At 64.9% G+C, this 20,427-nt stretch carries 18 protein-coding genes; 4 read left to right on the top strand and 14 right to left on the bottom strand.

Annotated elements, in window-relative coordinates:
• Positions 1-23 precede the first annotated feature (23 nt).
• The gene (locus tag OKW43_RS05720) at positions 24-1,646 is read right to left on the bottom strand and encodes a methyl-accepting chemotaxis protein (RefSeq protein WP_429445777.1); all 1,623 of its coding nucleotides are present in this window, start codon (positions 1,644-1,646) and stop codon (positions 24-26) included.
• Positions 1,647-1,929: 283 nt separating this feature from the next.
• On the opposite strand from OKW43_RS05720, the gene OKW43_RS05725 reads away from it, so the two are divergent.
• Positions 1,930-2,364 carry a PaaI family thioesterase gene (locus tag OKW43_RS05725; protein WP_187635483.1) on the top strand — a complete coding sequence of 145 codons (435 nt, stop codon included), beginning with the start codon at positions 1,930-1,932 and terminating at the stop codon, positions 2,362-2,364.
• Between the two features lie 56 nt (positions 2,365-2,420).
• Here the strand turns inward: OKW43_RS05725 and OKW43_RS05730 are convergent, their stop codons facing one another.
• The 6 genes from OKW43_RS05730 to OKW43_RS05755 all read right to left on the bottom strand — a co-directional run bounded on the left by OKW43_RS05730 (position 2,421) and on the right by OKW43_RS05755 (position 7,563).
• Positions 2,421-2,888: a hypothetical protein gene (locus OKW43_RS05730; RefSeq protein ID WP_187635482.1), complete on the bottom strand. Its 468-nt coding sequence runs from the start codon at positions 2,886-2,888 to the stop codon at positions 2,421-2,423.
• Positions 2,889-2,911: 23 nt separating this feature from the next.
• Positions 2,912-3,712 carry a hypothetical protein gene (locus OKW43_RS05735; protein WP_246530120.1) on the bottom strand — a complete coding sequence of 267 codons (801 nt, stop codon included), beginning with the start codon at positions 3,710-3,712 and terminating at the stop codon, positions 2,912-2,914.
• A gap of 294 nt (positions 3,713-4,006) precedes the next feature.
• Positions 4,007-4,855, bottom strand: coding sequence for an ureidoglycolate lyase (locus tag OKW43_RS05740; protein WP_187635480.1), 849 nt, complete (start codon positions 4,853-4,855; stop codon positions 4,007-4,009).
• A gap of 52 nt (positions 4,856-4,907) precedes the next feature.
• Positions 4,908-5,651: an SDR family oxidoreductase gene (locus tag OKW43_RS05745; protein ID WP_187635479.1), complete on the bottom strand. Its 744-nt coding sequence runs from the start codon at positions 5,649-5,651 to the stop codon at positions 4,908-4,910.
• A 34-nt stretch (positions 5,652-5,685) separates the two neighbouring features.
• Positions 5,686-6,516 (bottom strand): amidohydrolase family protein, encoded by an 831-nt coding sequence (locus OKW43_RS05750; protein ID WP_429445781.1) that lies wholly within the window; start codon positions 6,514-6,516, stop codon positions 5,686-5,688.
• 6 nt (positions 6,517-6,522) lie between these two features.
• The gene (locus tag OKW43_RS05755) at positions 6,523-7,563 is read right to left on the bottom strand and encodes an aldo/keto reductase (protein ID WP_429445783.1); all 1,041 of its coding nucleotides are present in this window, start codon (positions 7,561-7,563) and stop codon (positions 6,523-6,525) included.
• Positions 7,564-7,820: 257 nt separating this feature from the next.
• Here OKW43_RS05755 and OKW43_RS05760 point away from each other — a divergent pair, with 257 nt between their 5' ends.
• Both OKW43_RS05760 and OKW43_RS05765 read left to right on the top strand, forming a co-directional pair.
• Positions 7,821-8,606, top strand: a complete 786-nt coding sequence (locus OKW43_RS05760) for an IclR family transcriptional regulator (RefSeq protein ID WP_187635476.1) — start codon at positions 7,821-7,823, stop codon at positions 8,604-8,606.
• A 102-nt stretch (positions 8,607-8,708) separates the two neighbouring features.
• Positions 8,709-9,254: a hypothetical protein gene (locus OKW43_RS05765; protein WP_429445785.1), complete on the top strand. Its 546-nt coding sequence runs from the start codon at positions 8,709-8,711 to the stop codon at positions 9,252-9,254.
• 42 nt (positions 9,255-9,296) lie between these two features.
• Here the strand turns inward: OKW43_RS05765 and OKW43_RS05770 are convergent, their stop codons facing one another.
• From OKW43_RS05770 to OKW43_RS05800, 7 genes are all read right to left on the bottom strand, one after another.
• On the bottom strand, positions 9,297-11,732 hold the full coding sequence (locus tag OKW43_RS05770; RefSeq protein WP_429445787.1) for a GNAT family N-acetyltransferase: 2,436 nt from the start codon (positions 11,730-11,732) through the stop codon (positions 9,297-9,299).
• Positions 11,733-11,903: 171 nt separating this feature from the next.
• Positions 11,904-13,505 carry a peptide chain release factor 3 gene (locus OKW43_RS05775; RefSeq protein ID WP_429445789.1) on the bottom strand — a complete coding sequence of 534 codons (1,602 nt, stop codon included), beginning with the start codon at positions 13,503-13,505 and terminating at the stop codon, positions 11,904-11,906.
• A 759-nt stretch (positions 13,506-14,264) separates the two neighbouring features.
• Positions 14,265-14,564 carry an H-NS family nucleoid-associated regulatory protein gene (locus OKW43_RS05780; RefSeq protein WP_429445791.1) on the bottom strand — a complete coding sequence of 100 codons (300 nt, stop codon included), beginning with the start codon at positions 14,562-14,564 and terminating at the stop codon, positions 14,265-14,267.
• A 125-nt stretch (positions 14,565-14,689) separates the two neighbouring features.
• A complete protein-coding gene (locus OKW43_RS05785; protein ID WP_187635471.1) occupies positions 14,690-15,889 on the bottom strand; it encodes a serine hydrolase domain-containing protein in 1,200 nt (399 codons plus the stop codon).
• A gap of 67 nt (positions 15,890-15,956) precedes the next feature.
• Entirely contained in the window at positions 15,957-16,160 is a 204-nt protein-coding gene (locus OKW43_RS05790) for a hypothetical protein (RefSeq protein ID WP_187635470.1), read from the bottom strand.
• Positions 16,161-16,692: 532 nt separating this feature from the next.
• Positions 16,693-16,956, bottom strand: coding sequence for a hypothetical protein (locus OKW43_RS05795; RefSeq protein ID WP_187635469.1), 264 nt, complete (start codon positions 16,954-16,956; stop codon positions 16,693-16,695).
• 99 nt (positions 16,957-17,055) lie between these two features.
• Positions 17,056-18,522, bottom strand: a complete 1,467-nt coding sequence (locus tag OKW43_RS05800; protein WP_429445794.1) for a sigma-54 interaction domain-containing protein — start codon at positions 18,520-18,522, stop codon at positions 17,056-17,058.
• A 325-nt stretch (positions 18,523-18,847) separates the two neighbouring features.
• Here OKW43_RS05800 and OKW43_RS05805 point away from each other — a divergent pair, with 325 nt between their 5' ends.
• A complete protein-coding gene (locus OKW43_RS05805; protein ID WP_429445796.1) occupies positions 18,848-20,248 on the top strand; it encodes a GntP family permease in 1,401 nt (466 codons plus the stop codon).
• Positions 20,249-20,427 lie beyond the last annotated feature (179 nt).

Raw genomic sequence — 20,427 nt, forward strand, 5'->3', positions numbered from 1 at the left:
CGCCGTTTTCAAGCATCGCCGCTTTAGAGCGCGGGCATTCCACTGAATGCGAATTCAGCATGTGCAGGCGACACTACACCGCGCTGTTGCGTGCGCAACACACTTTCAGAAATTTCGAACACGGAAACGGCCTGTTTCAATTGCTCGGTTTGCTGATGCAGCGAAGCCGCCGCAGCAGCAGCCTGCTCGACGAGCGCCGCGTTCTGCTGCGTCATCTCGTCCATCTGCACGACCGCCTGGTTCACCTGCTCGATGCCGGTGCTCTGTTCGAGCGACGACGCGCTGATTTCGGCCATCATCTGCGTGACGCGCGAGATCGACGCCGACACGTGGCTCATCGCTTCGCCAGCACGCTCGACGAGCGTTGAACCGCCTTGAATCTCCGCGACGGATTCGCTAATCAGCGTCTTGATTTCCTTCGCCGACTGCGCGCTGCGTTGCGCAAGGCCGCGCACTTCGCCGGCCACGACCGCGAAGCCTCGGCCCTGCTCGCCCGCGCGCGCGGCCTCGACGGCAGCATTCAGCGCAAGGATGTTGGTCTGGAACGCGATGCCGTCGATCACCGAGATGATCTCGGCGATCTTGTCCGAACTCTGCGCGATGCCGCGCATCTTGTCGACCACCTGGCTGACGACTTCGCTGCCGCGTGACGTCGCGTCGAGCGCGGTCTCGGCGAGCGCATTGGCTTCGCGCGCGTGATCGGCGTTCTGGCGCACGGTCGCCGTGAGTTCTTCCATGCTCGATGCGGTTTGTTCGAGCGATGCCGCCTGGTTTTCGGTGCGCGCCGACAGATCGGCGTTGCCGATCGCGATTTCGTTGGCGCCAAGATGGATCGAGTCGGCCGATTCGCGCACGCTGTTGACGGTGCGAGCGACGCTCGCCTGCATCGCGGCAAGGCCCGAGAACAGGCGGCCGATTTCGTTACTGCCGCGCGCGACGACCGGCTGGTCGAGACGACCTTGCGCGATACGCTCGAAGTGACGGCCCGCCTCCTCGAGCGGCGCCACGACACCACGGCGCAGCGCCGTGTAAACGGCGAGCATGCCGACGACGAGCACGAGCAGAATCGCCGCACTGACGATGCGAAACGCCGCCACGCGCGCATCGATCGAATCGATCGACGCGCGGCTCGCCGCGTCGCCGAATTGCACGAAGTTGCGCACTTCCGCCAGATAAGCGTCCTGAAACGACTGCGTCGGCTGATCGAGAAAAGCCTGGATGTTGTTCGAGTCGAGGTATTGCGCGAGCTCCGCGAGCGCGCCGTGCAGCGCCTTGTAGCGTTCGGCGAGCGCGGTGGCGCGCGCGCTGTTTTCGTCGCTGGTCTTCTGCGCGCTGATGAAGGCCGCGAACGACTGATCGGCAGCGATGAGCTGTTCGCGAGCGTGCTGCACGATGTCCGTGGGCTCGGTGCCGCCGCGCACCATCCGCGTGCCGGCGCGCGACAGGTTGATGCGCGCGTCCATCAGGCGCTGCGTCGTCTGGTTGACCGCGTCGACCTGCTTCAGCGCGATGTTTGATAGATCGCCGACGTCGTCATGCGTGCGCGTCAGCGACCAGAAACCCAGCCCTACGGTGACGAGCTGGAAGCCGCAGAACGCGGCCAGAACACATAGCAGGCCGGATGCGACCTTGATCTTGCTGAACATCGGGGACACCTTGGAACAAAGAATGACGGGGGCTATATCAGGGTTAACGGCAGGCCGATTAACCGCTTGAGGTCAATTCCCGCAAAAAGCGGTCTACGTGCAGGTTTCATCGGCGATCGTCGCGATTTCGGTTGGTTTGCGCAATAATGCGCCGCTCATCGCGAGGAATCACCTTGCGCAGCGCAGCGGCACTTCCTAGAGTGGGTAGGGACCGCATGGCACGCGCCGCGCGGATGCTTAGTTGCACCGATGCACTACACAGACCCTGCACGAAGGAACCACGATGACCGACCTACTCGACCGGGCGCGCGGCGCACTGCACGCCCAGCCGTTCAGCATGCTGCTAGGCGCGGAGTTGATGCACGCCGGCAGCGACGAGCTCACCCTCAGTCTGCCGATTCGCGATGAACTGCGGCAGCAGCATGGCTTCGTGCATGGCGGGGTCATCAGCTACCTCGCCGACAATGCGTTGACGTTCGCGGGCGCGCTGTCGCTTGGTCCGAGAGTCGTGACCAGTGAGTACAAGATCAACTATCTGCGCCCGGCGATGAAGGGCACGCTGATCGCGCGCGCGAGCGTCGTCTATGCGGGCAGGCATCAGGCGACGTGCCAGTGCAGCGTGTTCGTGATGGACGGGAACCGCGAGAAACTGGTGGCGGTTGCGCAGGGGACCGTGAGTCGGATTGGGGAGAATGGGGAGCAGGAGGCGGGGATGTAGGGTGCCGGTAGCGGTGTAGTTTTGATCGTCGTCGCAGTCGCACGCTTTTGCTTCGCTTACGTAACATCGCGCACGTAGGGGTGCATATCGGTGACTACCGCCTCCTTGCAGGTCAGTTGAACATCAAGACCCACGTTCGGCATGAGATCCAGCTTTAACAGGCCGTCAGGCAACTCCGACAACGTCATTTCCATAATCGTCGCCTCTTCGAGCATGGCATTAACGTCAATCTCCGATGTTCGAACGTCCCGAAACTCGAGTACGACTACATAATCCGATCGCCCCGCTGCGGAAGCTGGTCCATAACGGTTGTGAAGCACTTCGAGCTGCACGTCCACGAGTTCGCGGGTGCGCTCGTCCGGCAGGAGATGAGCGTCGACACTTTCGCGGGTTTGCCGCCCTCTGCGCATGGAAAAAGTACTGACGGCCGAATCGTGAAAAGATGGATATCCGCCCAAAACGATCGCCATCGATTCACCGTTTGTTGCCAGGTCCCATCCCCAAGTTTCCTCGGATTTCTGCATCGCTTCCTCGAAATTTTCAGGTGTTATCGACAGTCGATGCGCGACATCGGGAGATGAGCGTTATCTCTCTTTCCGTCGACAAAATTGTGTCCGTGGGGCTCACCGTGACTTCCATGGTATTGAGCGCAAAGATCACCGTCCGCATCAAAATAATCCACATCAAGCCCGTTAGGATTAGTGCGGAATCCTCCAGGCTCATTGCTCGTCATGCGGACACCGCGTGCTGTCAATTCCATCACGTCACCGTCCGCCGGGTCTGGCGCATACACGAACGGCTGGGCGTCACCAAGCGGCATTGCCGATGTTTCGCGCTCGAAATACATGTCCGCACCGCCCTGAGCCGCAATGACAGGCTCCATCTCAGCATCCACCGCCGAAGAGACCTGGACAGACTGAGCGCCGTTTGCAACGTCCGCCAGTTCGTCTCGCTGCGCCGGCCGATTCGTCGCCGCCCCCCTCCGCTGTTTCCGCGCCTCCTCGATATACCTCTGAACCTCTTCCCGCGGCGGCAGGAACAACAGTTTGCCCCGCGCGACCTCCTGATAGACGGCCCTTTTGACCTGCTGGTCGTTCATCTTGTGGACAACGTAGGAACCGCGATGGAGCCACGACAGCATACGTCTCAGGTCGTGCATATCCGGGTTCGAAGCGGCCCACGACTCCGGCTCCGCCCAGCGGAGGAAGTCATCGCGGGCGGCATTGAGAGCGTGCTGCACCTCATCGCTTTCGCCGCTCGTCAATTGCGCGCCCACCCCACGCCACCAGAAAGCCAGACGGAACGCCCACGCATCTTTTAGCGATCTGAAATCCCGACTGAACAGCATCAATACCCCGCCGCTATCACCGCATGCGAGCTGTCGACGTGGACACGCGCAGGGTGACGATCCGCGCGGCTGGATACCGCGAGTTGAGTAACTGGCCAATCAATCGGCCAGATCGATGCAAGGCGCGACCCGATTTGAAAACACGCTCACTGCCTGCCCCACCAAACTACCAAGGAGCGACGGTCGGCAATATGGGCGATGGATGAATCTGATGGCTCAAAATAAAAAAGCCGTTCCCGCATAAAACGGGAACGGCTTCTCAAACCGCGGCTTAACTCGCGAACCGCCCGCGCGTCACTCCGCCGCGTACGTCGTCTGCGTCTGCTCGCCCAGCCCTTCGATACCAAGGCGCACCGTCTGCCCCGGTTTCAGAAACACCGGGTTCGGCTTCACGCCCATGCCCACGCCCGGCGGCGTGCCCGTCGAGATTACGTCGCCCGGCTGCAGGCTCATGCACTGCGACACATACGACACCAGCTTCGCGACACTGAAGATCATCGTCTTCGTGCTGCCGTTCTGGTAGCGATGGCCGTCCACTTCGAGCCACAGGCTCAGGTTCTGCGGATCGGCGACTTCATCGCGCGTGACGACCCACGGGCCGATCGGCCCGAACGTGTCGAAGCCCTTGCCCTTGTCCCACGTGCCGCCGCGCTCGACCTGCCATTCGCGCTCCGACACGTCGTTGATGACGCAGTAGCCGGCCACGTGCTCGAGCGCGTTCGCTTCGTCGACATACTTCGCCGCCTTGCCGATCACGACGCCGAGTTCCACTTCCCAATCGGTCTTCTTCGAACCGCGCGGGATTTCGATGTCGTCGTTCGGGCCGCTGATCGCGCTCGTCCACTTGTTGAAGATGACCGGTTCGGCTGGCACCGGCAGATTCGATTCCGCCGCGTGATCCGCGTAGTTCAGGCCGATGCAGATGAATTTGCCGATCTTGCCGACGCACGGTCCCACGCGTGGATTGCCTTCGACGATCGGCAGCGTTGCCGGATCGAGCGCGCGCAGTTTCGCGAGGCTTTCATCGCTGAGCGCAGCGCCGTCGATATCGCCCACCACCTTCGACAGATCGCGAATCTTGCCTTGCGCGTCGACCAGGCCCGGCTTTTCCTGGCCTTTCGGCCCATAACGAAGCAGTTTCATCGTTGCACTTCCCTTTTCTTTCAGTAGTGTTCGGTTCGTCAATCAATCAGAATCAGTTCGACCAGCCGCCGTCGATCACATGGAGTTGGCCCGTCGTGAACGACGACTCGTCGGACGCGAGATACAGCGCGAGCGCGGCGATCTCCTCCGGCTTGCCGATGCGGCCCATCGGCTGGCGCGCGACGAATGCGGCCTGCACCGCATCGAGCGCCGCGCCCTGCTCCTGAGCCTGCACGGCGATTCGCTGTTCGAGCGACGGCGAAGACACCGTGCCCGGGCAAATCGCGTTACAGCGTACACCGCGCGTGACGAAGTCCGCGGCGACGGCCTTGGTGAGCCCGACCACCGCGGCCTTCGACGCGCCATACGCGAAGCGGTTGGGCACGCCCTTCACGCTCGACGCCGCCGACGACATGTTGATGATCGAGCCGCCGCCCTTCTCCAGCATGGCCGGCAAAAACGCGCGAATCATACGGTACATCGCCTTCGCGTTGAGGTCGAACGCGAAGTCCCAGTCCTCCTCGCTGCATTCGAGGATATTGCCCGCGTGCACGAAGCCCGCGCAGTTGAACAGCACGTCGATCGTGCCGACTTCGGCGGCGAGCGCCTTGATCGCCGCGCCGTCGAGCACGTCGAGCTTGCGCGCCTCGACCGGCTTGCCGGCGAGTCCGTCGATGCGGATATCGGTGGCGATCACGCGCGCGCCTTCGCGCGCGAACAGCTCGGCGGTCGCGAGACCGATACCTTGTCCCGCCGCGGTGATCAGGGCCGTTTTGCCGGCCAGTCTTTGTGTCATCTACGACTCCAGTTGAATGGGCTGCTAACGAAAATCAAAGCCGGTAAAACGCGGCGGCGTTGTCGCCGAACACCGCGTCGCGCTCGGCGTCGCTCAACGACGCGACGAGCGTGGTCGCCACCGAATGCCACAGCAGATAGTCGCCGTTCAGTTCGAGCACGGGCCAATCGCTACCCCACATCAGCCGCGCGGGGCCGAACGAGGTCAGTAGATGCTCGATGTAGGGCCGCAGCGTGTCCTCGGTCCAGCCGGGCGACGCCTCGGTCGCGAGACCCGACAGCTTGCAGTGCACCTGCGGCAATTCGGCGAGCCGCGTGATCGCCTCGCGCCACACCTGAAAGCCCGCGTGACCGTAGCGGATCGGCGGCTTCGCGCCGTGATCGACCACGATGCGCAGCGCCGGAAAACGCTGCGCGAAGATCTCGACGTATTGCACGTGGCGCGCGTAGATCAGCGCATCGAACGCGAGATCGTGCGCGATCAGCGCGTCGATTGCCGGCGCAAGGTCGGGGTTCGCGATCCAGCCGTCGTCGGGCAGGTCCTGCAGCATCGGCCGTACGCCCTTGAACTTCGGCTCGCGCGCGAGCGCCTCGATCATCTCGGGCGCGTTCGGTAGCAGCAGCGGCACCCAGCCGATCACGCCCGCGATCGACGACTCGCGCCGCGCGATGTCGAGCAGGTAGCGGGTTTCATCCAGCGTCGGCGCGGCCTGCACGACCACGGTCCGCTCGATGCCGGCCTGTTCGCGCAACGGCTTCAGATCGTCGGGGCCGAACGGCCGGTAGAGGATTTTCAGCTCCGGCGTCAGCCACTCGTAGTCACCCCGCGCGGGGTCCCAGTAGTGCTGGTGAGCGTCGATCGGCATGGTCGGTCAGTCCTCGGGCGCGGGCGCGCGGGGGTCGAGCAGGCCCGCGTCGCGCAATGCGGACCACAGGGCCGCGGGGATCGGCCGCTCGAACGACGCGACGTTCTCGCGCAATTCGTCGACACTGCGCGCGCCGGTCAGCACGGTGGCCACCGCCGGATGAGCATACGGAAACTGCAACGCGGCGGCGGCGAGCGGCACGTTATGCGCGCGGCACACTGCCTCCAGACGCGCGACGCGCTCGATCACCTCGGGCGGCGCAGCGCCGTAATTGAACTTCAGATCGCCTTCGACGCCGCGCGCCAGAATGCCCGAATTGAACGCGCCGCCGAGCAGGATGCTGACGCCGCGGGCTTCGCAGGCGGGCAGCAAGTCGTCGAGGGTGGTCTGCTCGAGCAGCGTATAACGGCCCGCGAGCAACGCGCAATCGATATCGAACTCGGCCATCGCGTCGAGGATCACCCCGCCTTCGTTGACGCCGAGGCCGACCGCCTTGATCGCGCCGGTCGAGCGCAGGAGCTCCAACGCGCGGAAGCCGCCACCTTCGGTCAGTTGCCGCCAGTAGTGCGGATGCTGGTCGCCGTGCGTGACGCGGCCGATGTCGTGCACGAGAAGAATGTCGATGTCGATGATGCCGAGGCGCTGCTGGCTGTCCTCGAACGAACGCAGAATGCCATCGTGCGTGTAGTCGTAGATCGCTTCGAACGGCAGCGGATTCTGCCAGCCTTCGCGGTCGTCGAGCGGCGACGTGCGCGGCACGAAGCGGCGGCCGACCTTGGTCGACAGCACGTACTCGCCGCGCGGGTAGTGGCGCAGCGCGGTGCCGAGCCGATGCTCGGCCTTCGTGTGGCCGTAATGTGGCGCGGTGTCGAAGTAGCGCACGCCCGCGTCCCAGGCGGCGGCGACGGTCGCGTGGGCATCCTCGTCGGACAGGTCGCGGTACAGGTCGCCGAGTGGCGCCGTGCCGAGCCCCAATCCGCCCACCTGCAACGAGCCGCGGCCGATACGGCGCCGCTGCCCGATCTTCGATTCGATCGATGCCGACATGAGCGTGTCTCCAGATGTGTGGTCTTTTTACCATGCGGCGGCAAGATGCGGCGGATACACTCGCGCACCGCTCAAGCGTGCATTCATTCACTAATGAACGTATTATTCATATTCGAATTTTCCCAAGTCAAGAAGACTACGCGTCGCGGATGCCCGGATTTTCCCTGGACCTGTGCCATCCAGTTCGCGAAATGTCACGCACTCGCCCGCGCGCACCAGATAATGGGAACCCCAAACGGAATTCCCCGACCCCGACGATGGAAGCCGAAGACAAAGACGACGACCGCTACCGCGCCCCCGCTCTGGACAAGGGCCTCGACATTCTCGAGCTGCTGTCCGAGCAGAAGGAGGGCCTGACGCGCGCCGAAATCACGCGACAGCTGGGCCGCAACGCGAGCGAGATGTACCGGATGCTCGAACGTCTGGTCGCGCGGCAATACGTGGTGCGCTCGGCGGCCGGCGACCGCTACTCGCTGGGTCTGAAGCTGTTCGCGCTCGCGCATCGTCATCCGCCGATGAACCGGCTGATCGCCGAAGCGCTGCCGCTGATGCAGCGTTTCGCCGACGCGGCCGAGCAGTCGTGCCACCTCGCCGTCTACGACCGCGGCAACCTGCTGGTGATCGCGCAGGTCGACGGGCCGGGCACATGGGGCATGTCGGTGCGGCTCGGCTCGCGGGTCGGCCTGATCGACACCGGCTCGGGACGCGTGATGCTCGCGTTCCAGAGCGTCGAGCAGCGTCAGCAGATGCTTGCCGAGCACACGAAGGTGAAGGGCGAAGTGACGCTCGATCGCGACGCGCTGGAGGAGGCCTGCGAGCGCATTCGCGCGGCGGGCTTCTGGCAGAAGGACAGCCAGCAGACGTTCGGCGTCACCGACGTGACGTTCCCGATACTCGCGCCGTCAGGACAGGCGATCGCGGTGCTGACCTGCCCGTATCTGCGGCGGATCGACGAATACGTCGCGCCGACGCTCGAAGCGGCCACCACGCTGCTGCGCGACACGGTGCAGGCGCTGTCGATGTTCCACGAGCAGGCCGCATGATCGGCAAGCTACCCAGCGGCGCGCTCGCGCACATGGTTTAGAATGGCGGCCCTTCCAAAACTACGCCGCATGACGGGCTCATGCGCGCGCATCGATTGAGCAATGGCCAAACTTCTGACCGATTCCGAATTCCAGCGTTTTTCCGAACTCCAGCAGAAGCAGTCGAGCTTCACGATCACGGCGGAAGAAGCCGACGAACTACGCGACATCGTCGCTCACGCGCAGAAGCGCCGCGACGACCGCGCCGCCGCGATGCAAAGCATCGAGACCTTCATCCGGCAATTCGACATCACGCCCGACGAGCTGTTTTCGGCCGAGCAGATCGGCGAAGCGGCGCGTACCTATGGCCTGATTCCGGCCGGGCGCAAGGAACGCGTGCTGCCGCCGTCGCTGACGTTCAACGGCAAGCCGTATCAATGGACCACACGTCCGCTGCCCGACGAAATCCGGGTACCGCTGTACGACGCGTTCAAGGGCGGGGAGTCGGTGAAATCGTTCATTTCGACGCTGAAGGACGCGAACCGCTGCGCGGCCACGATCGCGCGGCTCGAGCGCGAAACCGGCGCCACGTATGCGCAGGCATGGCTCGATGAGCTGTCTGTCACGCGCGCGCAGGTGGATGAGGCGGCGCTGAAGTTGGCAGCTTGAGAGGGTGATGCCGTGCGTTGAACGGGCTGCGATGTCAGCCATTCAACGCGGCGGCCGGTTCTGCGCGGAGGACTTCGGGTCCGCCCCCGCCGTTTCGTCGAGCGCCATCCGGAAACCGACCACACCGGGGTCATCGGTCCGCGTGATCGTGAAACCGCTGGCCCTCGCGAGCGCGATCATCGCGGTGTTCTCGCGCAACGCTTCACCGACCAGCCAGTGCGTGTCGCGCGCCCGCGCGTACGCGATGATCCGCTGCATCAGCAACTGGCCGAGGCGCCGCCCCTTCTGGTCCGAGCGCACGGCCACCGCGAATTCGGCCGTCTCGTTGTCGGGATCGGCCACCGCGCGCACCACGCCGAGCGTCTGCGCGACGCCGTCTTCGTTGTCGACTGTTGCGATCAGCGCCATTTCCCGGTCGTAGTCGATCTGCGTCATGCGCGCGAGTTGCGAGTGGTCGAACGCGCCGACCGCGCCGAAAAAGCGCAGGCGCAAATCTTCCGGCGTCATCGCCTGCGCGAAATCGCGATGCGCGTTTTCGTCTTCCGGGCGAATCGGTCGCACCGTCACGCGCATGCCCTGCCAGTCGATCGTTTCCTCGAAGCGCCGCGGATACGGCATGATCGCCAGACGGCTGCGCTGCGCGCCGACACGCAACAGCGGATCGACCACCGTCACGCGATCCCGGTAGACCCTGAGCTTCAACGACAGGCCGACGACCTCGCGCACGTCGCAAACCGCTTGCGACACCGCCGTCAACGCCGCGAGCGTCGGCTCCGGCGCGACCAGCCTCGCATAGTGCGAACGCGTGACGATGTCGCGCGCAAGCATCGGATTGAGCGGCGGCAGGCCATAGACGCGCAACCCGTTGGAAACGCCGTCGACCGGCGGCGCGGTGAAACGGAACACAGGGCCGAAGTTATCGTCATCGTGCAGTTCGATGGCGATGTCGACGATGGCTTTTGCCGCGCCGTCCGCATCGGCTCGCTGCGCGTCGGCGCCCGCCCCTTCGGCACCCTCCACCCGCAGCCCGAAGCGCGCCAGAAACCGCGCCGCCGCGTCCCCGACAAGCTCACTTTCGCCCGCCGCCAACGCTTCGCGAGCCTGCGCCTGGGCGGCATCGATCGCCTCGGGAATCTGCGCGGGCAGGCCCTCTGGCGTTTGCATCAGCAACTCGCGGCCCAGCCGGTAATCGACCAGACGCGCGAACGCGCGCGCGAGCCGCTGCGGCGTCGTGTGCACCGGGATGCCCTGCGCGTGCAGCGCGTCGCGCCTCGCCGCATCGACGCCGCCGAAGAAGCATGCGAGGAGCCCGCGATACGCAAAGCGCTGATGCTCGATCAGTGTCTGCGCGACGTCATCGACCGGCGCGCCATGCGTCGATGCGTGCACCACGAACGCGGTGCCGGTCTCGTGATACTCGCCGAGCAGCTTCAGCGCGGCGCCGAAGTGCTCAGGACGCGCGCCGTCGCCGAGCAGCAGCGGATTGCCGCCGACCGCCTGCGGCAGCGCCTCGCGCAGCGCGTCCGACGCCGCGGCCGGCCACGGCGCGAGCGGGCCGCCGGCGGCGGCGAACGCGTCGCGCGCGAGCGTCGCAAGACCGCTGTCGCTGGTGATCAGCGTCGCGGTGGCGCCCGCCGCCACCCGGCCGACGCCGAGGGTTTCGATTTCGTCGAGCAGATCGTCGAGTGCGTCGACGCGCACGAGGCCCGCGCGCCGGAACGCCGCTGTATAGAGACCGTCGGCGGGGTCGTCGCGCCCGGAGCGCAGCGCGAGCACCGGCTTGTTGCGCGCCGCCGCGCGCGCGGCCGACATGAACTTGCGCGCCGCCCGCACACTGTCGAGTTCCAGCAGGATCGCGCGGGTGCCGGCGTCGCTCGCGAGGTAATCGAGTACGTCGCCGGCATCGACGTCGGCCTCCGCGCCGAGCGCCACCGCGTGCGAAAAACCGAGCCCGCGCGCCCGCGCCCAGCCGAGCACCGCGTTGGTCAGCGCATTCGACTGCGACACCCAGGCGACGCCACCCGCCTTGACCGTGCACGACGGCGCGCCCAGATGCGCGCCGAATGCCGGCGACACCACGCCGAGACTGCCCGGTCCGACGATGCGTAGCAGATGCGGTCGCGCCGCCGACAGCGCGTGCCGCAGCTCGAGCCGGTCTTCATCGCTGCGCACCTCGCCGACGATGATCACGGCGCGCGTGCCCATGCCACCGAGCTTATGGATCAACGAGGGCCACGTCGCGGGCGGCGTGCAGATCACCGCGACGTTAGGCGGCTGCGGCAGATCGCCGACGCCGGAAATCACCGGGTGGACGCCGAGCGTCGCGTGCTTCGGATTGACCGGCCACAGCGGGCCGTCGAAGCCGCCTTCCAGCACACGCGCCCAGACCATCGCGCCGGTGCTGCCCGGCCGCTCGGACGCGCCGATCACGGCGACGGATTTCGGGCGAAACAAGGCGTCGAGGTTGCGAACGGTCACGGGTGCTCCATGCGGTTGGACAGGAATCGGAGCCGGCTTCGCGGCGGGGCAGGTAGTTCCGTCAGCATAGGCGAAGTCGCGTGCTGGCGCGGGACGTTGTCGCGACCGCAAAGCAAAAAGCCGCGTCGAACGACGCGGCTTTTTGCCTTCGGAACCAGCGAACTCGCGGCTTTACATCGCCTTCCTGAACGGCGCGCCGGAGTGCTCGCGCAACTCGTTGAACACGATCTTCGGCCACGCTTTCTGCGCGACTTCGATCTCGGATACATGCGAGGCCAGATAGGTCGGCGCATCGGACGCATCGAGCGCGATCCGCGCCGAGTACGAATCGGTAAAGCGGCGCAGTTCTGACGGATCGTCGCAGGTCACCCAGCGCGACAGGCGGTAACGTGCCGGCGCCATGCGCACGTCGACCTTGTATTCGGTCGACAGACGGTGCGACACCACTTCGAATTGGAGTTGCCCGACCGCGCCGAGAATAATCAGGCCGCCCGCTTCGGGACGGAACACCTGAATCGCGCCTTCCTCGCCGAGCTGCTTCAGCGCTTCGCCGAGCTGCTTCGCGCGCATCGGATCGACCACTTCGACGGTCTGAAAAATTTCCGGCGCGAAGAACGGCAGGCCGACGAACTGTAGCTGTTCGCCTTCGGTCAGCGTATCGCCGAGACTTAGCGTACCGTGATTCGGAATCCCGATGATGTCGCCCGGATACGCCTCGCTCACCGTCTCGCGACGCTGCGACAGGAACGTGACCACGTTGTTCGCGCGGAACGTCTTGTTCGAGCGCGTGACCTTCACGGCCATGCCGCGCTCGAAACGTCCCGAGCACACGCGGATGAACGCGACGCGGTCGCGGTGCGCGAGGTCCATGTTCGCCTGCACCTTGAATACGACGCCGGTGAATTTCGACTCTTCCGGCTGCACGGGACGCTGCACGGTCATGCGCATCGACGGCGGCGGCGCGAGGTCGACCAGCGCGTCGAGAATTTCCTTCACGCCGAAGTTGTTGATCGCCGAGCCGAACAGCACCGGCGACTGCTGGCCGGCGAGGAACTGCTCGCGGTCGAACTCGGGCGTCGCGCCGCTGATCAGGTCGATCTCTTCCTTCGCGCGCACCCAGGCATGGCCGAAACGGCGCTCGCCTTCCTCGTCGCTCAACGCCTGCAGCGTTTCGACCGCGCCGCCAGCGGTATCCTGGCCGGCGCGGAACACGCGCACCTGGTCGCGCTGGACGTCGTAGACGCCCTGGAAAACCTTGCCCATGCCAATCGGCCACGTGAACGGCACCGCCGACACACCGAGATGCTGCTCGATTTCGTCGAGCAGTTCGAGCGGCTCGCGCACTTCGCGGTCGAGCTTGTTGATGAACGTGACGATCGGCGTCTTGCGGCTGCGGCAGACTTCCAGCAGCTTCAGCGTCTGCGCTTCGACGCCGTTCGCGCCGTCGATCACCATCACGGCGGCATCGACCGCGGTCAGCACACGGTAGGTGTCCTCGGAGAAGTCCTCGTGGCCCGGCGTGTCGAGCAGGTTGATCACGCAATCGCCGTACTCGAACTGCATCACCGAGCTCGCGACGGAGATGCCGCGTTGCTTTTCGATTTCCATCCAGTCGGACGTCGCGTAGCGGTTGCTCTTGCGGCCCTTCACGGTACCGGCGATCTGGATCGCGCCCGAGAACAGCAGCAGCTTTTCGGTGAGTGTGGTTTTACCCGCGTCCGGGTGGGAAATGACCGCGAACGTGCGGCGGCGTTTGAGTTCGGAGACTGACATCGGGTCTGGCGGTCACGGAAAGGGGTTCGGGCGGTTCCCGGCGGCCCTGGGCGGCCGGTATGCCGCGCGTGGCGCGGCGGCGTCGAGCGGAGTCGGGCGCGGGCCGGGATCGGCCGGCGCTCGCGCCGCGTCCGACAACGGGTGGCGAACGGGTCACGCCCCAATGTTCGACGATACGGGAATCGCTGGCGCAAAAACGGCGCAAGGTGCGAATGATACACGTCCGGCGCGACGGCCGGGGAAAGGCGGCGCGGCGCCGGATGGGGAACCACGGGGAACGACGGGAGCGCCCGCGCGTCGCGAACGCAGGCGGCCAAAGGTGAGCGTTTTCGGGACTTGCGGTGGCGAATATCGATTCGCGGCCAAAGGTGAGGATCGCGAAGCGCATACGCGCACCTGCTACGACGCCAGCATCACAAACGCGATGCGCGGGAAAACCGCGACAAAGCTTCGCACCGCTACCGACAGGCTCTTGCGCGACGCCTGGAAACGCCCGCCAGCAAAGGCTGGCGCGGGTTTTCACCGAGCCGCGCGCAGCGCCGCGACACGATGGCAATTCGTAGATGCGGCGGTGCGTCGCGCGACAAAGCCTGGCTCACCGAAACATCCCGCGAGGTTCGAATGCTTTGATAAATCCCGCTGTACGCGGTCAGGCATCACGCAAAGGTGAGCGTTTTCGGGACCTTCGCAACGGTGCGGAACGAATCAAACTACGCATCACTTCAGAGAACACGGACGCCTCAGCATCCACGACGAAGCTCAACCTTCGATCAGAAACCGCTCGCGATTCTTCCCGACGAGCCAGGCTGGCGAGCGCCCGCGGCCGCTCCATGTTTCGCCGGTCTTCGGATTGCGGTACTTGGCGACCGACGTCGTTGACGACTTGCGGCGCGGCTTCGACGCGGCGCTCGTGAACCCGAGTTCTTCGGCGGTCAGGTCGTATTCGGCGACCTTCTGCTTGATATCGGCGATAGCTTGCGCGACTTCCTTGTCGCGCGCCGCTGCGACTTCCTTGTGGAGTTTTTCGAGTTGCGCGGTCAGTTGTTTGTAAGAGGCCATGCCGGTGTTTCCCCCTCGGTTGGACGCACTGCGATGAATTGCAATGAATGGTTGGCGCACACTATCAGACGAATAAATCACAGGATAGTGAATCGCGTGCCCGAGTGCATGCGCGGCGGACGCGCTCAATCGTCGATCGCATCGTAGACGCGGCGTTCGAAGTCGATGGCCATCGGAAAGGGGTCGATCGAGCGGCGCTGAATCAGCATCAGGCCGATCATGTTCTCGACCGGATCGGCGAACCAGCTCGTGCCGTACGCGCCGGGCCAGCCGAACGAACCGGGCGAGCGATAGCCGAGCGGCAATTGCTGCGCCGGATCGTCGACGATCGACAGACCGAGGCCGAAGCCCTGCCCCGCCCAGATCACGTGACCGAAGGCGGGCAGGCGGCGCTGGTCGCGGCTCAGGAAATTGCTGCGCATCAGATCGACCGAGCGATGCGACAGCAGCCGCGTGTCGCCGACGCGCCCACGCCCGAGCAGCAGCTGCGCGAATTGCAGATAGTCCTCGGCGGTCGAGACCAACCCGCCGCCGCCGCTCTGAAAGCGCCGCGGATTCGCCCAACGGCTGGCCGCCGCATGATCCTCGACCACGCGACGCCGCGTGCCGGGATCGATGTTGTATGCGGTAGCGAGGCGCGCAAGCTGCGCGTCGGGCACCCAGAACGCGGTGTCGCGCATGCCGAGCGGCTCGAAGATACGCGTGCGGAAAAACTCGCCGAGCGGCATGCCACTCACGCGTTCGATCAGCACGCCGAGCACGTCGGTCGCAACGCCGTAGTGCCAGCGCGAGCCGGGCTGGAACATCAGCGGCAACGCGGCGATGCGCGCCAGCCACGCGCTGTTGTCGCCGCTCGCTTCGAAGCCGTTGAACGCGGCCGCGTAGGCTTCGGCGAGCGGACCCGTAGCCGTGAAGTGATACGCGAAGCCCGCGCGATGCGTGAGCAGATCGAGCACCGTGAGCGGCGCGCGGATCGGATCGCTCCGGTCGAGCGGGCCGGTCGGATCGCGCAGCACGCGCGGCGCCGCAAGCTCGGGCAGCCACGGTGAAATGGGCGTATCGAGAGCGAGGCGGTCTTCCTCGATCAGCATCAGGATCGCGGCACTCGTCACCGGCTTCGTCATCGACGCGATGCGAAACAGCGTGTCGCGCTCCATCGGCAATTGCGCGGCTTCGTCGCGTAGGCCGACCGGTTCGAAGTAGCCGATTTCGCCATGCCGCCATACGAGCGACACCACCCCCGCCACTTCGCCCCGTTCCACGTAGCCCTGCATCTCATTGGTCAACGTCGTGAGCCGGGTCGCGGCAAGTCCCGCTATCTGCATGTTCGTCCTGTGTCGGTACAAGAAAACGGATTTCCTAAGTGCCGATTCCGATTGGTGGACACAGTGATTAGGCTTTCTGCCGTTTTTCCAGTGCGCAAAGCGCGGCATCGAGGCGTTTGACGCGTGTTGCCTGCGCCGGCACAAGAACCGCACCGGAAACGTGCTTGAGGCGGTTTCGCCAGTAAGACAACGGAATACGGTCTTGTACGGAAATATGGGAAATTATTTGCTCGAGATGCTCGATGTCTTTTTCGAGTTGCTGATGATTCATTGCTTTCCCCGAATTCTATTGGATTAGTGTTGGAGCAAGAAAATCGAAAGCATGAAGCCGCGTTGGCCTGCGCGGCCCGAAAATAAAGCCTGCCGGTGGCGGAAAAACCTTCCCGAACCTCTGCTGCGTCGGAAAAACCGGCGGTTTCTCCGCGCCGTTTTAAATCACCAACGGTTTAAAAAGAATACTGCTGTCAAAGTTCACGTTCCGTTAGCTTCCGCACCGACCCGGTTCGACGCCCCGAAGGGTAAAGACAAATTGTCGTCGGGCGAACAGCATAAGCGGTGCGCGGCGACTCAAGGTTGTAAAAATGCCGCGTGCGGACCTACTTAACCCAATTCGCATGCTAATCGCTTATCGACACACATTAGGCGCATGGATTTATGACGGCCATGTGCTAACCGGAATGACGCGAGGTGCTATTCGAGCGGATTGGGAATGGGCGGGGGTTCGCAGAAAAGAAACCAGACGGCGCCGACCGATTATCGGCCAGCCGAGCGCGCCGGCATTGCACCGGCGCGACACCAAGTGCTTACTTCGCGGTCGCGCGGCACGCGTAGATCAGGCTCAATGTGCCGCCCTCACTCGATTGGCGCACGACGTCGAACGCGCCATTGCAACTCGCGGCCGCCTGCTGCGAGCACGAGTCGGAACCCACCGGGCATTGCACCAGCGTGGTCGCGCGGCCGTCCGGCAGGAACAGCGGCGCGCTGCTGCTGCAACCGCCAAGCGCGACAATCGCGCCGACGGCCAGCACAACGCTGGAGCGGCGCGCGAAGAAGGAAAGGCGTTTCATGGAGACCCCGGTCACGTCTTGTTTTTCGATCTCGCGATTGTGCCACGCGGCCCTCGTGCTGCGTCAGTTCGCACGGCACGACCGGTTGGGCACGACGCGTCAAACGTCGATGCCGTGCGCGGCGATCTTCTTGTATAGCGTCGCGCGACCCATGCCGATCTGTTTGGCAGTGTCGATGACGCGGCCGCCGTTCGCGCGCAACGCGTCGCACAGAAAACGCTTTTCGAACGCGGCCATCGCGTCACTCCACGAGGACGGTTTGGCCGCGACGGTAGCGTCCACGCTGGCGTGCGCCAGAGGCGGGGTCTGCGTCGGTGCGAGCGTGCCGCCCTGCCCCGAGCCGATGAAAGGCGCGAGCACGCGCGCATCGATGCGTTCGCTGTCGGACAGCATCACGGCGCGCTCCAATGTGTTGCGCAGCTCGCGCACGTTGCCGGGCCAGCCGTATGCGCACAGCAGGCGCAACGCGTCGTCGTGCAATTCGAAGTGTCTGCCGCCGGGTGCCTGCGCAGCCAGATCCTCAAGCATCGCGTAGGCAAGCGCCTCGATGTCGGACGAACGCTCGCGCAGCGCGGGCGCATGGATCGTCAGCACGTTGAGCCGGTAGAACAGGTCCGCGCGAAAACGCCCGGCCGCGACGAGCGCGGGCAGGTCGGCCGACGTCGCCGCGATGATCCGCACATCCGCGCGCACGATGCGGTTCGAGCCGAGCGGCTCGAACTCCTTGTCCTGCAGCACGCGCAGCAGCTTGCCTTGCAATGACGGCGGCATGTCGCCGATCTCGTCGAGAAACAGCGTGCCGCCGTTCGCGAGCTCGAACTTGCCGACCCGCCCCTTGCGATCCGCGCCGGTGTACGCGCCGGGCGCGGCGCCAAAGAATTCGACTTCGAGCAGCGTGTCGGGAATCGCCGCGACATTCACACTGACGAGCGGCTGATGCGCGCGTGCCGAGCCGCCGTGAATCGCATGCGCGAGCAGCTCCTTGCCGGTGCCGGTTTCGCCGAGCAGCAGCACCGGCGATTCCAGTTGCGCCGCGCGCCGCGCCTGGCGCTTGACTTCGAGCGACGCGGCGCTCGTGCCGACGAAACTGCCGAACGTGTAGCGCGCGCGGCGCGCCTGCGCGAGCGACTGGCGCGTCGCGATCAGTTCCTGCTGCAGCCGCGAGTACTGCGAAAAAAGCGGCGACAGCGCTTTCAGCTCGTCGAACAGCGCGAAGCCGACCGCGCCGATCGTCGCGCCGGCATCGTCCTTCAGCGGCAGACGCGTGACGACGAGCGGTTCGCGATCGGTCTCCATGATGTCGAGCAGGATCGGCCGGCCGGTGTTGACGACCTCGCGCATCAGACTGTTCGGGATCACCGCTTCGCAATCCCGGCCAATCGCCTGCTGCGGGTCCGCAAAGCCGAAGCGCGCCGCATAACGCTTGTTGATCCAGACGACGCGCGCCTGCCCATCGACGATAAACGTGCCTTCGCTGAAGTTTTCGAACGTGCGAAAGAGCGAATCCATTGCCCGACGAAGCACGTCGTCATAGGTGGCGGGCAGGCCCGTCCAGTCGGTCATCATGCTGTCGCTGTCTCCACTTATCGTTGTGTCTGTGCCCGTCTCCACTGGTGGACGAATTTATCTCCAAATGGAGACAGGCGACAGACCTTATCCATCATGACTTACCCTGGTTTGAGGCTATCCCCAGCGGATTAGCGTCCCGTTTTGGAGACGCCCGGGTACAATCCGCCGGCGTTGCCCGGGCCGCGCTGCGCGGCCGCGCCTTGCGCCACGCCGCCTGGCCGGCAAAACGCCCGGCGTGGCATGGAAGCTGCGTTCCGACCGCGCCGCGCCGTCGCTCAATCAGCACGGCAACCCCTTAGAACAACCCGGCTATGGAGACTCAATGTCCTTTCTCATCGTTATCGCCGCGCTGGCGTTTCTGATGTTCGCCGCGTATCGCGGCTACAGCGTGATCCTGTTCGCGCCGATCGCGGCGCTCGCCGCCGTCCTCGCTACCGAGCCCGCCGCCGTCGCGCCCGTCTTCACGAGCATCTTCATGGACAAGATGGTCGGCTTCGTGAAGCTGTACTTCCCGGTGTTTCTGCTCGGCGCCGTGTTCGGCAAGGTAATCGAGCTGTCGGGCTTCTCGGAGGCGATCGTCGCGGCCGCGATCCGCTATATCGGCCGCTCGCGCGCGAATGCGGTGATCGTCGCGGTGTGCGCGCTGCTCACCTACGGCGGCGTGTCGCTGTTCGTCGTCGTGTTCGCGGTCTATCCGTTCGCGGCCGAGCTATATCGCCAGAGCAACATTCCGAAGCGCCTGATGCCCGGCGCGATCGCGCTCGGCGCGTTCTCGTTCACGATGGACTCGCTGCCCGGCACGCCGCAGATCCAGAACATCATCCCGACGACGTTCTTCAAGACCACCTCGTGGGCCGCGCCGACGCTCGGCGTGATCGGCTCGCTGTTCATCCTCGTGGTCGGTCTGTCGTATCTGGAATGGCGCCGCCGCGCCGCGATGGCGACCGGCGAGGGTTACGGCACCGAACTCGTCAACGAGCCGGAGCACGTCGAATCGAAGCACCTGCCGCATCCGCTGCTGGCTGTGGCGCCGCTCGTCGTGGTCGGCGTCGCGAACTTCCTGCTGACGCGCTGGATTCCGACCTGGTACGGTCCGACCTTCACGGTCACGCCTGACACCCTACCGGGTCTGCATGCGCCGGTCGAGACGAGCGTCAAGGCCGTGGTCGCGATCTGGGCCGTGCAGGGCGCGCTGCTGCTCGGCATCGTGATGGTCGTCGTGACGGCGTTCGGTCGCGTCAGCCAGCGCTTCGCGGTCGGCACGAAGGCGGCGGTGGCGGGCGCGCTGCTGGCGTCGCTCAATACTGCGTCGGAATATGGCTTCGGCGGCGTGATCGCGGCGCTGCCGGGCTTTGTCGTCGTCGGCAATGCGCTGAAAAGCATTCCGAATCCGCTGGTCAACGCGGCCGTGTCGGTCAGTACGCTGGCGGGAATCACGGGGTCGGCGTCCGGCGGGATGAGCATCGCGCTCGCCGCGATGTCGGAGATGTTCATCAAGGGTGCGCAAGCCGCGCAGATTCCGCTCGAGGTGCTGCATCGCGTGGTCGCGATGGCGAGCGGCGGCATGGATACGCTGCCGCACAACGGCGCGGTGATCACGCTGCTCGCGGTGACGGGCCTCACGCATCGGCAGTCGTATCGCGACATCTTCGCGGTCACCGTGATCAAGACGCTCGCGGTGTTCTTCGTGATCGCGGTGTATTACGCGACCGGCCTGGTGTGAGCGTCGAACCGGAAAACGGTACTTTGATCTGATAGATCCGCATTACTCCCACCTCGACAGTTCGGCAACGAAGCACGAGGATGGAGTCGTCAGCGCCCACTCGTTGCAAGGGCAGGCTGACCCGAGTAACAACGGCGTTTAACGGCCCGCCCCTATCCGGACGGGCTATTTTTTTGCAA

Origin of the sequence: Paraburkholderia sp. WC7.3g (assembly GCF_050436345.1) — a bacterium.
Taxonomy (GTDB): domain Bacteria; phylum Pseudomonadota; class Gammaproteobacteria; order Burkholderiales; family Burkholderiaceae; genus Paraburkholderia; species Paraburkholderia podalyriae.

Excerpts from the sequence above, each read along its gene's own strand:
- OKW43_RS05780 (WP_429445791.1), bottom strand. The coding sequence starts at position 14,564 with ATGGCCTCTTACAAACAACTGACCGCGCAACTCGAAAAACTCCACAAG.
- OKW43_RS05790 (WP_187635470.1), bottom strand. The coding sequence starts at position 16,160 with ATGAATCATCAGCAACTCGAAAAAGACATCGAGCATCTCGAGCAAATA.
- OKW43_RS05795 (WP_187635469.1), bottom strand. The coding sequence starts at position 16,956 with ATGAAACGCCTTTCCTTCTTCGCGCGCCGCTCCAGCGTTGTGCTGGCC.
- OKW43_RS05760 (WP_187635476.1), top strand. The coding sequence starts at position 7,821 with ATGGAAGCCGAAGACAAAGACGACGACCGCTACCGCGCCCCCGCTCTG.
- OKW43_RS05720 (WP_429445777.1), bottom strand. The coding sequence starts at position 1,646 with ATGTTCAGCAAGATCAAGGTCGCATCCGGCCTGCTATGTGTTCTGGCC.
- OKW43_RS05750 (WP_429445781.1), bottom strand. The coding sequence starts at position 6,516 with ATGCCGATCGACGCTCACCAGCACTACTGGGACCCCGCGCGGGGTGAC.
- OKW43_RS05765 (WP_429445785.1), top strand. The coding sequence starts at position 8,709 with ATGGCCAAACTTCTGACCGATTCCGAATTCCAGCGTTTTTCCGAACTC.
- OKW43_RS05805 (WP_429445796.1), top strand. The coding sequence starts at position 18,848 with ATGTCCTTTCTCATCGTTATCGCCGCGCTGGCGTTTCTGATGTTCGCC.
- OKW43_RS05735 (WP_246530120.1), bottom strand. The coding sequence starts at position 3,712 with ATGCTGTTCAGTCGGGATTTCAGATCGCTAAAAGATGCGTGGGCGTTC.
- OKW43_RS05800 (WP_429445794.1), bottom strand. The coding sequence starts at position 18,522 with ATGATGACCGACTGGACGGGCCTGCCCGCCACCTATGACGACGTGCTT.
- OKW43_RS05785 (WP_187635471.1), bottom strand. The coding sequence starts at position 15,889 with ATGCAGATAGCGGGACTTGCCGCGACCCGGCTCACGACGTTGACCAAT.
- OKW43_RS05775 (WP_429445789.1), bottom strand. The coding sequence starts at position 13,505 with ATGTCAGTCTCCGAACTCAAACGCCGCCGCACGTTCGCGGTCATTTCC.
- OKW43_RS05755 (WP_429445783.1), bottom strand. The coding sequence starts at position 7,563 with ATGTCGGCATCGATCGAATCGAAGATCGGGCAGCGGCGCCGTATCGGC.
- OKW43_RS05745 (WP_187635479.1), bottom strand. The coding sequence starts at position 5,651 with ATGACACAAAGACTGGCCGGCAAAACGGCCCTGATCACCGCGGCGGGA.
- OKW43_RS05730 (WP_187635482.1), bottom strand. The coding sequence starts at position 2,888 with ATGCAGAAATCCGAGGAAACTTGGGGATGGGACCTGGCAACAAACGGT.
- OKW43_RS05725 (WP_187635483.1), top strand. The coding sequence starts at position 1,930 with ATGACCGACCTACTCGACCGGGCGCGCGGCGCACTGCACGCCCAGCCG.
- OKW43_RS05740 (WP_187635480.1), bottom strand. The coding sequence starts at position 4,855 with ATGAAACTGCTTCGTTATGGGCCGAAAGGCCAGGAAAAGCCGGGCCTG.